13 protein-coding genes are annotated in these 14,145 nt (G+C 47.5%); 4 read left to right on the plus strand and 9 right to left on the minus strand.

Annotation, left to right across the window (positions count from 1 at the left end; translation table 11 throughout):
• Window positions 1–77 precede the first annotated feature (77 nt).
• Complete coding sequence (locus tag ACTHY5_RS00100; RefSeq protein WP_441874743.1) at window positions 78–239, plus strand: hypothetical protein; 162 nt, start codon at window positions 78–80, stop codon at window positions 237–239.
• Between the two features lie 182 nt (window positions 240–421).
• Here the strand turns inward: ACTHY5_RS00100 and ACTHY5_RS00105 are convergent, their stop codons facing one another.
• The 9 genes from ACTHY5_RS00105 to ACTHY5_RS00145 all read right to left on the minus strand — a co-directional run bounded on the left by ACTHY5_RS00105 (window position 422) and on the right by ACTHY5_RS00145 (window position 10,797).
• The gene (locus ACTHY5_RS00105) at window positions 422–862 is read right to left on the minus strand and encodes a universal stress protein (RefSeq protein WP_441874744.1); all 441 of its coding nucleotides are present in this window, start codon (window positions 860–862) and stop codon (window positions 422–424) included.
• 350 nt (window positions 863–1,212) lie between these two features.
• Window positions 1,213–2,748: a ribosome biogenesis GTPase Der gene (gene der / locus ACTHY5_RS00110; protein ID WP_441874746.1), complete on the minus strand. Its 1,536-nt coding sequence runs from the start codon at window positions 2,746–2,748 to the stop codon at window positions 1,213–1,215.
• Between the two features lie 72 nt (window positions 2,749–2,820).
• A complete protein-coding gene (gene bamB, locus ACTHY5_RS00115; RefSeq protein WP_441874748.1) occupies window positions 2,821–3,990 on the minus strand; it encodes an outer membrane protein assembly factor BamB in 1,170 nt (389 codons plus the stop codon).
• A 2-nt stretch (window positions 3,991–3,992) separates the two neighbouring features.
• Window positions 3,993–4,637, minus strand: a complete 645-nt coding sequence (locus tag ACTHY5_RS00120; RefSeq protein WP_441874750.1) for a YfgM family protein — start codon at window positions 4,635–4,637, stop codon at window positions 3,993–3,995.
• The gene (hisS, locus tag ACTHY5_RS00125; RefSeq protein ID WP_441874752.1) at window positions 4,638–5,912 is read right to left on the minus strand and encodes a histidine--tRNA ligase; all 1,275 of its coding nucleotides are present in this window, start codon (window positions 5,910–5,912) and stop codon (window positions 4,638–4,640) included. It abuts the gene before it with no gap.
• 79 nt (window positions 5,913–5,991) lie between these two features.
• A complete protein-coding gene (gene ispG / locus ACTHY5_RS00130; RefSeq protein ID WP_441874754.1) occupies window positions 5,992–7,110 on the minus strand; it encodes a flavodoxin-dependent (E)-4-hydroxy-3-methylbut-2-enyl-diphosphate synthase in 1,119 nt (372 codons plus the stop codon).
• A gap of 19 nt (window positions 7,111–7,129) precedes the next feature.
• Complete coding sequence (locus ACTHY5_RS00135; protein ID WP_441874756.1) at window positions 7,130–8,080, minus strand: RodZ domain-containing protein; 951 nt, start codon at window positions 8,078–8,080, stop codon at window positions 7,130–7,132.
• A 271-nt stretch (window positions 8,081–8,351) separates the two neighbouring features.
• Complete coding sequence (locus tag ACTHY5_RS00140; RefSeq protein ID WP_441874758.1) at window positions 8,352–9,470, minus strand: bifunctional tRNA (adenosine(37)-C2)-methyltransferase TrmG/ribosomal RNA large subunit methyltransferase RlmN; 1,119 nt, start codon at window positions 9,468–9,470, stop codon at window positions 8,352–8,354.
• 145 nt (window positions 9,471–9,615) lie between these two features.
• A complete protein-coding gene (locus ACTHY5_RS00145; RefSeq protein ID WP_441874760.1) occupies window positions 9,616–10,797 on the minus strand; it encodes an FAD-dependent monooxygenase in 1,182 nt (393 codons plus the stop codon).
• A 282-nt stretch (window positions 10,798–11,079) separates the two neighbouring features.
• On the opposite strand from ACTHY5_RS00145, the gene miaB reads away from it, so the two are divergent.
• The 3 genes from miaB (at window position 11,080) to ybeY (ending at window position 14,143) form a co-directional block, all read left to right on the plus strand.
• On the plus strand, window positions 11,080–12,510 hold the full coding sequence (gene miaB, locus ACTHY5_RS00150; protein ID WP_441874762.1) for a tRNA (N6-isopentenyl adenosine(37)-C2)-methylthiotransferase MiaB: 1,431 nt from the start codon (window positions 11,080–11,082) through the stop codon (window positions 12,508–12,510).
• Between the two features lie 134 nt (window positions 12,511–12,644).
• Complete coding sequence (locus ACTHY5_RS00155; RefSeq protein WP_441874764.1) at window positions 12,645–13,682, plus strand: PhoH family protein; 1,038 nt, start codon at window positions 12,645–12,647, stop codon at window positions 13,680–13,682.
• Complete coding sequence (ybeY, locus tag ACTHY5_RS00160; protein WP_441874766.1) at window positions 13,679–14,143, plus strand: rRNA maturation RNase YbeY; 465 nt, start codon at window positions 13,679–13,681, stop codon at window positions 14,141–14,143. Before ACTHY5_RS00155 ends, ybeY begins: the two co-directional genes overlap by 4 nt.
• Window positions 14,144–14,145: the final 2 nt, after the last annotated feature.

Raw genomic sequence — 14,145 nt, forward strand, 5'->3', positions numbered from 1 at the left:
GCTGATATTTAATGCACCACAGCAGTAGGCTAGCAGCCTTACTGCTGTGATATTATATTAAGCATACAGGAGCCCCCATGCTAAAACGCAGACGCCTATTACTAAAACAGCGCGCCAATAAAACCTGCTCACCACGTCGAAAAATACTGATGAAAGATGTACGGCGTAATATATTACGCCGCAATAATGCCTACTTCTTAGAAGAACAAGCACAGCGAAAAACCCAGCAGCCAGCTTAAAGCCTGTCACTTAGTCACATCTTTTGCTCGCATTATAAATAAAAATGAGAGAAGTAATTTAGTCGGTTCGGTCTGCATCACTGGCGAACAAAGGGCTTTCTTTACCGACACCTTCAGACAACTCGGTGCTAGTGGGAAGGCAGAGGGTGCCTGCTTATCACCACTCGCTTCGCTGTTATTTATTAACGTATGGTAATGACGCCACATTGGGCACTGTGGCTTACTTTGTGCGATACGCTGCCCATAACCAGCCCCGACAAGTTACCTAGGCCTCGGCACCCCATCACAATAACGTCCACGCCTAACTTGTCGGCTTGCTTAATAATCGCTAACGTTGGCTCACCATGTGCTATATGACCTTCTACTTGGTTGATGCCCTGCTCTTTGGCAGCAGATACCGCATGCTCTACCAACTTACTGCTGATCGTCTCTAACTCTTTACGGCTGCTCTCTAACGATACTGCCCCCAAGCCCCACGTCATTATTGCCGGATGCTGTAATACTTCAGGCGCATGCACAATATGTATTTTTGCTTGATTACTCTGCGCCAAGTAACAGGCCAAGGTCAGCGCTTTTTCACTTTGTTTAGAACCATCAACCGCAACCAGTAACGATGTGTACATATCTTCCTCCAAATATAAACAACCTATCTCGCTATTCATCATAGACCATAATAATGAGTGAGGATGAACGCATAGAAAAAAACGACACTTTCTCACGGCAAACCTTCAAGTTTAACGGTGGCTCTTTATTTTATCCCTTGCTTTTTAGTGTCTTATATCAATCTGTAAAACTAACTGATCACAATTTTTCGCCACGGAACCCATGGAAGAACACGGAACAATAGAGATAAGATCTGAAAAAGACTTTATAGGGCAAGGGCCAAGCACCCAACTATTAGTAGGGGAGCCCTCACCATATAAGGGCGCTGTGCTCTAAAATAAAACGCCGGCAGAGCGCCGGCGTTTGGTGATTATTTTTTCTTATTAAAGCGCATCAAGCGTTTTCGTTTGCGCATTTGGTTTTCAGTTAACTTATTTTTCTTGCCCTCATAAGGGTTAATTCCCTCATGAAACTCAACCCTAATTGGCGTTCCCATAATCTGTAACGAGCGACGGAAGTAGTTCACCAGATAACGCTTATAAGAATCAGGCAGCGTTTTTACCTGATTGCCATGCACAATAATGCGCGGCGGGTTGTAGCCACCGGCGTGGGCATATTTCAGCTTAACACGGCGCCCACCAACTAATGGCGGCTGATGATCGTCTTGGGCCATCATCATGATCCGCGTCAGCATAGAGGTATTTACCCGCTTAGTCGCTGATTGGTAAGCTTCTTGAATAGACTCAAAAAGATTACCCACACCGCTGCCATGTAAGGCCGAAATAAAATGTAGGCGTGCAAAGTCGATAAAGCCTAAGCGACGATCTAACTCACGCTTAATATCGTCACGCACATCATCTTCAAGGCCATCCCATTTATTTACTGCTAAGACAATACTACGGCCTGCATTGAGCACAAATCCCAGCAAACTTAAGTCTTGATCAGAAATGCCTTCGCGGGCATCTACTATCAATAACACCACGTTAGCATCTTCGATGGCCTTTAAGGTTTTAATCACCGAGAACTTTTCAACCGCTTCATGTACACGTCCACGACGACGCACACCAGCGGTATCAATCAAGATATATTCTTGCTCATCACGCTGCATTGGGATGTAGACAGAATCACGGGTCGTGCCTGGTTGGTCATACACCACTACCCGCTCTTCACCTAGAATACGGTTAGTGAGTGTTGATTTACCCACATTAGGCCGGCCAACAATGGCTAATTTAATCGGTAAGTCAGCAAACTGTTGAGCTTCTTCTTCATTATTCTGATCGATAACAGCAAGCAAGTCTTGCACTTGATCGTCATCAAGATCACTAAAGTTGAAGTCTTCCTCTGCATCGTCTGCTAGCTCAAAATCTGCCTCAGCTTGCATGCTGCTAGCCTGCTCTTGCAACGCGGCTAGCTCAGCTAACTGCGGGGCTAATGCGGTTTCAATTAAGCTTAATACGCCACGACCTTGGCTTGCGGCAATGGGATAAACGCCGCCGAGCCCTAATTGATAAAACTCGCTCACCGCAGAGTCGGCATCTATACCGTCGGTTTTATTGACGACTAATAAGGTCTTTTTTTGGCAACGGCGCAAGTGTGCAGCAATGCCTTCGTCTGCCGAGCTCAGCCCTGCTCTGGCGTCCACCATAAATAAAACAACATCAGCTTCATCAACGGCGGCCAATGACTGGGCGGCCATTTCAAGCTCTATGCCCTGTTCGGTTCCATCAATACCACCGGTATCTACTACGATAAATTCCAACTCACCAATTTTGGCTTGGCCATATTGACGATCACGAGTGAGGCCAGGGAAGTTGGCCACTAAAGCATCTCGAGTACGAGTTAAGCGGTTGAATAATGTGGACTTGCCCACGTTAGGGCGTCCCACCAGAGCCACTACTGGCATCATAAAATCAGTCTCCAAAAAACAATAACGGCTCCTGATCGTGGATCAGGAGCCGGTGGTGTACTTGTGCAACGTTTACGGTTGGCTTATGGCCACCAAGTCGCCACTACGGCTCTGCACATAGAGCATGTCATCAACCACTAAAGGCGCAATATAAAGCCCTTTGCTGTCGAGGCGCTGTAAAGATTCAAGTTCGCCCGTTTGGCGATTAAACCAGTACAAATAGCCCTGTGCATCACCTGCCACCAGATAATCACCGAACACCGCTGATGCGGTTAGCTGACGGTTTTCCAGCTCGGTATTCGACCATACTTCCATACCACTGCGCGCATCCACAGCAAACAAATGGCTACGGCTGTCGCTAATATAAAGTAGGCGTCCGTCGGTGCTTAGATCCTGAGAGCCCTGATACTGGCGCTTCCACAATTCTTGCCCCGAAATCAACTGATGAGCAGTCAGTTGGCCATTATAAGCGATTGTGAACAGAAGATCGCCTAAAATCACCGGTTTGGCGGCGACATCCACCATCCGCTCTAGCTCAGTGGCGCCGCGGGGACTGGCGATACGGGTATCGCGTACCGGCTGACCATTAGCCAGCAAAGCCACACCTAAACGACCGTCAGCACGACCATATAATACGGCACCGCCCACACTGACCGGCGTCGCCATGCTGCGCAACGTTAAGCTAGGCTGCTCATTACGAAGTTGCCATTGCTGTTCGCCGGTGCTTGAATCTAGTGCGACTAAGTTACCTGCACTGGTATGCACCACCACTTTGCCCTCATCAACCGCGGGCGCGGCGAGCACTTCCCCCGGCACAGTTTGAGTCCATAGCACTTCGCCATCAGACTGTGCAACTGCATAGACAATTCCATTTTCCGAACCAAAATACAGGTTACCGTAGGCGGCTATTAATCCACCAGAAATGCGTGGGCTGCGTTGCTTGTCGTTAATGGCTAGCTTATCGAGTCGCTGCTGCCAGTGACGCTTACCGGTATGGCGATCAAAGGCGGCTAACTTTCCTTCTCGTGAGGCAGCAAAAATGCGCTCACCATCAACTACAGGGGCCAACTGAGAATAAAAGTCCCCCACCCCATTGCCCACCGAGCTTGACCAGCTCGCCTTGGCGTTTAGAGTGTTATTGATATCGGGCAACGGACTAACTTGAATAACATCGGTGTCACTAGAACAAGCACTCAGCCCCATGGCCAGCAATAAGGAAAGTACCGAGACATGTTTGCGCATTATTATGCATCCTCACCCGGTTTATGAGATACACCTAAATTATCTAATTTAAGGCGTAAGCTGGGGTTATCCGCAAGGCCACCCGCGTCTCTGGCAGCGCGATATGCGTCACCGGCATCTTGGGGGTTATCTTGCGCCATATACAAATCACCTTGCACCTCGCTGCGTTGGGCAGAAAATGCTTCTGCCGTCACATTATTTAATGCCGCTTGAGCATCAGCTATATTATCTTGTGCTAATAAAACACGAGCAAGACGCAACCTGATAGTATTATTTAGCGCGTCATCTTGAGTACCAGCCAGTGCAAGCTCCAGCTGTTGCTGAGCTAGGGGGAGTTGATTGGCTTTTATGGCTTCACTGGCTAATAATAGTGCGGCCAATTCACCGTAGTTATTCCCTTGATTTTGCTCAACAAACTCTACAGCTGTATCAAATGCATCTGAGCCTTTATTGGCCAGCTCACCACTGACATAGGCAAAGCTATCGGCACCGGCAGCGCGGGTTTCTATTTGATGAGTTTGATAATAACGCCAGCCAAATAGCCCCCCCAAACCAACAACAGCTCCTAGTATGATCGACTTACCATACTCTGACCACCAGCGCTTGAGGGTTTCTATTTGCTGCTCTTCCGTGCTATTAAAATCCACTTAGACCACCTTTTTCAGCTGTTCAATAATGTCGTTAACGGTCAAGGTCTGTTGTTCACCTTGGCCACGTAAATACTTAATAGTCACCTCACCTCGTGCAACTTCGTCTTCTCCTAAAATAAGGGCCATGCTGGCACCGCTTCTATCAGCACGTTTGAGTTGCTTCTTAACGTTGCCTCCCCCGCAATGGCTCATCACACTTAAACTTGGGATATGATCACGTAGCTGTTCAGCGAGAGCAAAGCCGGCGACTCGAGTCGACTCCCCCATCATGGCGATATAGACATCTGCAAGTGCAGGCTGAGCATTCACTTTTTCTAGCGTTTCTAGCAGTAACACCAGGCGCTCCATGCCCATGGCAAACCCCACAGCAGGCGTGGCTTGTCCCCCTAACTGTTCTACTAAGCCGTCATAACGGCCTCCGCCGCATACAGTGCCTTGGGCACCTAAGCTTTCAGTGACCCACTCAAACACCGTGAGGTTATAATAATCAAGCCCTCGTACTAAACGCGGGTTTATTTCAAAGGCAATACCTGCTGCACTTAGCAAAGCAGTTAAACCTGCAAAGTGGGTTTGAGTCGCTTCACCAAAGTAATCACTTAAAATAGGTGCATCTTGCAACAAGGCCTGTACGTGAGGATTTTTACTGTCTAACACTCGCAGGGGGTTGGTATGCAAACGGCGCTGGCTGTCGGCATCAAGCTGCTCGTAATATTGTTCTAAATAGGTTATCAGCGCTTGGCGGTATTCCGCTCTTTCTTCGGGCTGGCCAAGGCTATTAAGCTGCAGCACTAAATGCTCACTCACCCCAAGCTGCTTCCATAACCGAGCGGTCAGCATTATCAGTTCAGCGTCAATATCAGGGCCTTGTAAGCCAAATACTTCCACACCAAACTGATGAAACTGGCGGTAACGACCTTTTTGGGGGCGCTCATAGCGAAACATTGGCCCCATGTACCACATGCGGCGCTCTTGGTTATATAACAGGCCATGCTGAATACCGGCACGCACACAACCTGCTGTGCCCTCTGGACGCAGCGTCATGCTGTCACCATTGCGGTCATCAAAGCTGTACATTTCTTTTTCTACCACGTCGGTGACTTCACCAATGGCGCGGCGAAATAAGCCGGTGCTTTCCATAATGGGCATGCGTACTTCAGCGTAGCCATAGCTGGCCATTAAGTTGCGTAATACGGTTTCTGCTTGTTGCCAGGCGGGGGTTTGCTCCGGTAGGCAGTCGTTCATTCCACGAATAGCTTGGATTTGTTTAGCCACAAAAATATCTCTGTTTCTGATGGTGTCTAGTCTATGCCTATAAATAGGCTTGGTGCCTAGGAACATAGCCTAGCTCGAATTAGTTTTTATCTTGTACCGGAATGCGGGCTTTGGGGTCCATCATAGCCACTTTGGCACGAATACGACTTTCTAAAGTATCAACTAAGCTGCGGTTATCCAGTCGGCCAATGCGCTCGCCATCATCATATAAAGCACTTTTTCGTTGCGCTCCGGCTAAGCCTAAGTCTGAAATCAGTGCTTCACCTGGGCCGTTAACTACACAGCCAATAATGGACACATCCATGGGGGTAATAATGTCTTCAAGGCGGTTTTCTAACTCATTGACGGTACTTATTACATCAAATTCTTGGCGCGAGCATGACGGGCAAGCGATAAAGTTAATGCCTCGTGAGCGAATGCGCAGTGATTTTAATATATCAAAGCCTACTTTAATTTCTTCAACCGGATCCGCCGCCAATGAAATGCGCAGCGTATCGCCAATGCCCTCGGCCAATAACATACCCAGTCCAACAGAAGACTTAACCGCACCAGAACGAAAACCACCGGCTTCGGTGATCCCTAAGTGTAAAGGCTGCTCTATTTGTCGCGCTAATTCGCGATAAGCGCCAACGGCGAGAAACACATCTGAGGCTTTGACACTCACTTTAAACTGGTCAAAGTTAAGACGGTCAAGAATATCGACATGACGCATGGCCGACTCAACCAAGGCGGCAGGCGTTGGCTCTTTGTATTTCTCTTGAATTTCTTTTTCAAGCGAACCGCCATTGACGCCGATACGAATCGGAATACCTTTATCTCGAGCACAATCAACCACGGCTCGCACTCGATCTTCACGGCCTATGTTACCTGGGTTAATACGTAGACAATCTGCACCGTACTCAGCCACTTGCAAGGCAATGCGATAATCAAAGTGAATATCAGCAATCAGCGGCATATTCGTCCCGGCCCGAATCACTTTAAAAGCTTCTGCGGCTTCCATAGTGGGCACAGATACGCGCACCATATCGGCGCCCACTTTTTCAACCGCTTTAATTTGAGCCAATGTCGCCTCAACATCTGTGGTTAAGGTGTTCGTCATGGTTTGCACACTGATAGGGGCATCGCCACCGACTAAAACCGAGCCGACACGAATTTGTTTAGATTGACGTCGAACAATGGGAGAGTCATGTAAAGACATTAGTTACTCTTGCTTTAATCTAGGGGATCGTCAGCCGGGCAGCCCGACTGGCACTAAAGGAGGATAAGTCTACTGCTTGATCCATATATTCAATATGAACCGCGTGAGGCAAGCCTAGCACGACCTTAAAGGGAGGAGTGCCTTCTAACGTCAAGCTTTGCTGCGCTTTTTTAGTCCCTTCACTCAGGGTAACCCCAGTGCTGTCGGTAATTTTAATCCAGCAATCATCGGTAAAACGTAAGCTGAGTAATTTAGGGTTAGCGTCAGGCTGTAAGGCCGCTTGAGATGCAGCATCAGACACATTGGCCGACTCAAGGTTGTCTTCAATATTATGTGTTTTAGAGTCAGCATTCATCGCTTCACTGGCGATGCGCTCAGTCACCTCAGCGCGAGAGCTCGTTTGTATATTGCTGCTCGGCTCAACGCTCGATAACGGGGTGTTGGCGGATTCAGTGGCATCTAATGACGGCCCAGGCGAAGCTACATCTTCAGTGGAGGTGTTTTGTTCAGAGGTCGCTGGTAAGCTCCGCCCCATCTGTTCTGCACCGCCCTCTTGCCACCACCAGTATACTAACGAGGCCAGCAACCCTAAAAAAACGAGCCAGCTAATACGCTTTAGCCATTTATCACTGGCTTGCTGACGAGTCTTTTTAGAAAAACTTTTCATGGAGACTTCAATAGCTGGCTCTTGTGCATTGACAGCATCAAACGCCGCTAATACATCACGCTCATCAACGCCAACTACTTTAGCGTAAGCTTTAACATAACCACGTAAAAAAGTGAGTGCAACACCCGCTTTGTGCTGATCGCTATCAATCGATTCAATCACAGCCAATCGCAAGTTCAGTCGGCGAGCAACCTCAGCCTGTGTCCACCCTTTAGCCTCGCGAGCATTGCGTAGTAAAGGGCCAGGCCCAGCAGTTTCTAGAGTGTCAGCCTGTGGCTGTGTATCGGTTTCATTTATCGTCATTTAATAACAATCGCCTAACCTGTTATGAGTCTGGAAATAAGCGTCTTGATGGGCAGAATTTACCTGCTCTTCATCTCTACTTTGCTGCCAATTCAACACGCGCTGTTAACTATAAACGTGGTGGGCTGAGTTCATTATGATAGGAAACACCGCCGCCTAGTTAAACATGACCACGGCGCACTAAATATGTTCCCATAAACAATGTAAACACCTTATTAAATTTACCTCACCTGCCACACAATAGCACTAAACGACAGGGGGGAAGGCTTTCTTAAACCATTGTGACGGATATAGCTTGCTCCTGCATCCGTTTTTTTGCCGTGCGCTTAGTTCGGTCAATTACATCTCCAACCAACTGACCACAGGCGGCATCAATATCATCGCCTCGGGTTTTACGAATCGTGACCGTGTTGCCATACTTCATCAATACTTTATTAAAGCGATCAATACGGCTGTTGCTCGGTTTGCCATAATCATTTCCTGGGAAGGGATTAAAGGGGATGAGATTGATCTTGCAGGGGAGATCTTTTAGCAATTCCGCCAATTCTTCCGCATGTTCGGTGCCGTCATTCACATGGTCAAGCAGCACATATTCAATGGTCACTTTACCGTGATTCGCATTAGATTTACTAACATAGTTACGCACGCTTTCAAGCAAGGTCGCAATGTTGTACTTGTCGTTGATCGGCATAATTTGTGAGCGCAATTCATCATTGGCCGCATGTAATGATACGGCAAGGGCCACATCTATCATATCGCTCATCTTATCTAATGCCGGTACCACGCCAGAAGTTGATAAGGTGACCCGACGTTTCGATAAGCCAAAGCCAAAATCTTCCAGCATCAGACTCATCGCGGGCACCACATTGTTTAAGTTAAGCAAAGGCTCACCCATGCCCATCATCACCACATTGGTAATGGGTTTGCGCTCATTGTCTCGCACAAAACCTACTCGACTGGCCGCGCGCCATACCTGGCCAATAATTTCTGATACCTTAAGGTTTCGGTTAAACCCCTGTTGTGCGGTAGAGCAAAACTTACAGTCTAGGGCGCAGCCGACTTGAGAAGAGACACACAAAGTGGCTCTATCACCATCAGGGATATAGACGGTTTCTACTTCTTGAGAGCCCACCTGCATCGCCCACTTAATAGTGCCATCTTCAGATATTTTTTCGACACTGATTTCTGGGGCGCGAATTTCCGCTTTTTGTTGTAACTTAGCGCGCAACACTTTATTGATGTTGGTCATTTGTTCAAAGTCATCACAACCGTAGTGATAAATCCATTTCATCACTTGATCTGCCCGAAACGGTTTTTCGCCCATCTCTTCAAAGAAAGCGCGCATACCACTACGATCCAGATCTAGCAGGTTTATTTTATTATCACTCATTTCGATTGCCTCATCGCTTACTGACCAGTGCCCACAGGGGCGCGAAATTGTACAGAATTTAGCAAAGACTTACTAGAGCTACGCCATAAGCCTTATAAAAGCGCCCCTGATTTTTGGCATCCGATGCGTGATGTTTAGCGCGGCCCTATAATCCCATGGCATATTTCATTACTCGCGTCTTTAATGGTCCGCTGTGTTCAGCCGCTTTTAGTCCTAAATTGCGCAACACTTTTAATGGTAAAAAGTCATTACTAAAGGTGTGATAACACACATCCATCGCCGATTGCATTAGCAAGTTATCGGGGCGACGACCACGCTGATAGCGCGCTAAGCGCTCTGGGGACGCAAAGTCTAACTTAGCCTCAAGCCCTTGCTGGATAAGCTGGTTAAGTAGTGCCACATCTTTAAACCCTAAATTAACCCCCTGGCCTGCTAATGGATTAATGGTATGAGCCGCATCGCCTAACAGCACCACAGCCCCTTTTACATATTGATTGGCATGGCGGCGGCGCAGAGGAAAACTGCCTTTATCAAGTACCGTCATATTGCCCATTCTGGGTGGAAAGTGCGCCTTTATCTGCTCAGCTAAGGCTGTATTATCCAGCGCCGATAGCGCCTTAATACGCTCTTTTTCATCATACCAGACCAATGAGCCTCGCTTTTCACCCATAGGTAAAAATGCCCGAGGACCAGTGGCATTAAATTGCTGCCAAGTGGTATCAGATTCTAACGCATCAGCTTCAATACTAATCAGCATGCAGTGTTGGCGATAATCCCATGCAGTTACGCCGATACCGGCCAACTGGCGGGTAAGCGACTCTGCCCCGTCACACGCTAATACCAATTTAGCTTGTACCTGCTGGCCATCGGTTAATTCAAGCTTTGCGCCGTGATTGTTTTGGTGCAAGTTGTTTAAGCCATTGGGACAATCGAGCTGTACATTGGGGTGCTTGGCTAATACCTGCCATAACCCTAATTGAATAATCCGATTCTCGACCATATAGCCTAAATAATCGCATTCGAGCGCCTCAGCACTAAAACGGGTATAAAAACCGTCAAGTTCAGCGGCTTCTAAGCACTGATAAGGCCAAGCGCGCATCGCTATAATAGAAGCCCAAGCGCCAGCTTGTTCTAATAACCGTACCGAGGTTGCGCTAATGGCTGACACGCGCAAGTCGGCTGGCTGCTCAGGGGTAAATAAGCTAGGCTCACGCGCTTCTATAACCCTAATGGTTAGCCCTGTAGGGGCAAGCAAAGCCGCGGTTAACGCGCCCACCATGCCTCCCCCGACAATAGCAATATCACACTGTGCTTGTTGTTTATCCATGTGCTCACCTCATGATGTTTAGGCTATTCTAGCGCAACTGCAAAGTTATCGTTAATGGTCCCTTATCTAAACACAGCGTGGTTTAGTCTGCTTTATGTTTAGTATTTAGTGCCAATTGAAAACGGTATTTTTCGCTGTGCCCCATGCTCATTTGCTCAAAAGCACGACTTCTTGAGTCTTCATACAGAGTGGCTGGTCAGTCGCGCTCTAAGAGAGTAGAATTATCCGTCTGATCCCATGTCCCTTAAGCGTTATTAACGCGGTCGTAATTCAAAGAGTGCCATGAGCAAAAAACTGCATATTAAAACCTGGGGCTGTCAGATGAACGAGTACGATTCATCTAAGATGGCCGTTCTGCTAGACGCCACACACGGCTATGAGCTGACTGATGATCCAGCACAAGCCGATGTGTTACTACTAAACACCTGCTCTATTCGCGAAAAAGCGCAAGAAAAAGTGTTTCATCAGCTGGGCCGCTGGCGCCCTCTAAAAATGGCGAACCCTAAATTAGTTATTGGGGTTGGTGGCTGCGTGGCGTCTCAAGAAGGGGCTGCCATTCGTGCTCGAGCCCACTATGTTGACTTAGTATTTGGCCCACAAACTCTGCACCGTTTGCCTGCCATGATCAAATCGGTGATGGAAGGTAACGGCGCTCAGGTTGATGTGACTTTTCCTGAAATAGAAAAATTCGACAACTTGCCCGAACCAAAGGCAGAAGGCGCAAGCGCTTATGTCTCCATTATGGAAGGGTGTTCTAAGTATTGTTCTTTTTGTGTCGTACCCTATACCCGTGGCGAAGAAGTGAGTCGCCCATTAGATGATGTGTTGTATGAGATAGCGCAATTAGCCGATCAAGGGGTGCGCGAAGTCAACCTTTTAGGGCAAAACGTCAATGGTTATCGTGGTGATACCCATGAGGGTGATATTTGTAGCTTTGCGGAGTTATTACGCTTAGTGGCCTCAATTGATGGTATCGATCGTATCCGTTATACCACCAGTCATCCCATCGAGTTTACTGACGATATAATTGATGTGTACAAAGATACTCCCGAGTTGGTTAGCTTTTTACATCTGCCGGTACAAAGTGGCTCAGACCGCATTTTAACGCTGATGAAGCGAGCACATACGGCTTTAGAGTACAAATCTAAGATTCGAAAACTACGCGCAGCCCGTCCCGATCTTACACTGAGTTCTGATTTTATTATCGGCTTTCCTGGTGAAAGTGAAGATGACTTTGAGCGCACCATGAAACTGATTGAAGATATCGGCTTTGATCTCAGCTACAGCTTTATCTTTAGTGCGCGCCCAGGTACCCCAGCGGCAGACTTGCCCGATGATGTTCCGTTAGATGAGAAAAAAGCACGGCTTGCACGCCTACAAGCATTAATTAATAACCAAGCACAGCAAGTCAGCCGTCAAATGATGGGCACCACCCAGCGTATTTTGGTAGAGGGCCCATCAAAATTAAATCCGATGGAACTGCGCGGGCGTACTGAAAATAATCGAGTGGTGAACTTTGAAGGCGCTCACTCACTAATTGGTGGCTTTGCTGATGTAGAAATTATTGAAGCCAGACCTAATAGCTTGCGCGGAAACTTTATTCGTGGTGAAAATGAAATGGGTCTGCGGGTACAAACTTCACCGCAGAGCATTTTAGGGCGCCGCCCTGATGGCATACCCGACGAAGTCGGTGTTGCAACCTTTACCCCTTAAATAAAGCGATAAGCTAGAAGCTGGAAGCTATAAGTTAAGAAAAGCACTCGCTTATAAGCGCGGTGTTTGAAACTTAGCTTATAGCTGAAAGCTTACGTTCGTTTGATGGCTTTTTTTAAATAACAGGAGTTAATTTGACCTCTGCTGTCACAACATTAGAACTTGAATTACAACCTGCCGACGGCCAACGTCTGGCCAGTTTATGTGGCCCGCTTGATGACAATATTAAGCAGCTAGAACGCCGTCTTGGGGTAGACATTAATTATCACAATGAAGAGTTCACTCTAATTGGGCCACACCGCTTAATTAACGCGGCGGCGGATGTATTACAAGACTTATATATAGAAACGCAAGCGTTAAGCGGCCAAGGTATTCCTGATATTACTCCCGAATTAGTGCACTTGGCGATAAAAGGCAGCCAAGCTCTTGAGCAGAGCCCAACCCCAAACGAGAGCTATCAATACGGTAACGAGGTAACGATTAAGACCAAACGCGGCTTAATTAAACCTCGCTCGCCCAGCCAAGCACAATATATGGCACACATAGTTAGCCACGACATTACCTTTGGTATTGGCCCAGCCGGAACCGGTAAAACATATCTCGCGGTAGCGGCGGCAGTGGATGCCTTAGAGCGCCAAGCCGTTCGCCGTATTCTGCTAACGCGCCCCGCCGTTGAGGCCGGTGAAAAATTGGGCTTTTTGCCCGGAGATTTAAGCCAAAAAGTAGACCCTTATCTACGCCCATTATATGACGCCTTATTTGAAATGTTGGGCTTTGAGCAGGTAGAAAAGCTTATTGAGCGTAATGTCATTGAAGTGGCTCCACTGGCCTATATGCGTGGGCGCACCTTAAATGATGCCTTTATTATTCTTGATGAAAGCCAAAATACCACAGTTGAACAAATGAAAATGTTTTTAACCCGTATCGGCTTTAATTCACGCGCTGTTATTACTGGGGATATTACCCAAATTGACTTACCCCGCCATGCCAAATCAGGCTTGCGCCACGCCATTGAAGTATTACATGACGTAGAAGGGTTATCTTTTGACTTCTTTCATGCCGAAGATGTTGTGCGCCACCCCGTCGTTGCTCGTATTGTACGAGCGTACGAAGCGTTTGACTCTCAGCAAGCCAGTACCGGTACTTCTGCGAATAATGAGACACCATCATGACTTTATGGTTAGATGTACAAATCGCCTGTGATAATGCGCCAGGCTTACCAAACGAACAACAATTGGAGAGCTGGTTGCGGGCTACGCTGCCCCTTGAGCGTGAAGAAGTCGAACTCACAGTACGCTTAGTAGATGAAGCAGAAAGCCGTGAGCTTAATCGCGACTATCGCGGTAAAGATAAACCGACCAATGTATTATCATTTCCATTTGAAGCTCCGCCAGGTATTGATTTACCTCTATTAGGTGATTTAGTTATTTGTCGCCAAGTCGTTGAACACGAGGCACAGCAACAACAAAAGCCACTTGAAGCTCACTGGGCACACATGGTGGTACATGGTTGCTTGCATTTGCTCGGCTTCGATCATATTAAGGATGATGAAGCCGATATAATGGAAGCGAAGGAGATTGCCATTTTGGCAACACTTGGCATTGCCAATCCCTATCTCGATGATGAAGGTTAAAT

It is taken from the genome of Oceanisphaera sp., assembly GCF_052084945.1.
Classification (GTDB): Bacteria; Pseudomonadota; Gammaproteobacteria; order Enterobacterales; family Aeromonadaceae; genus Oceanimonas.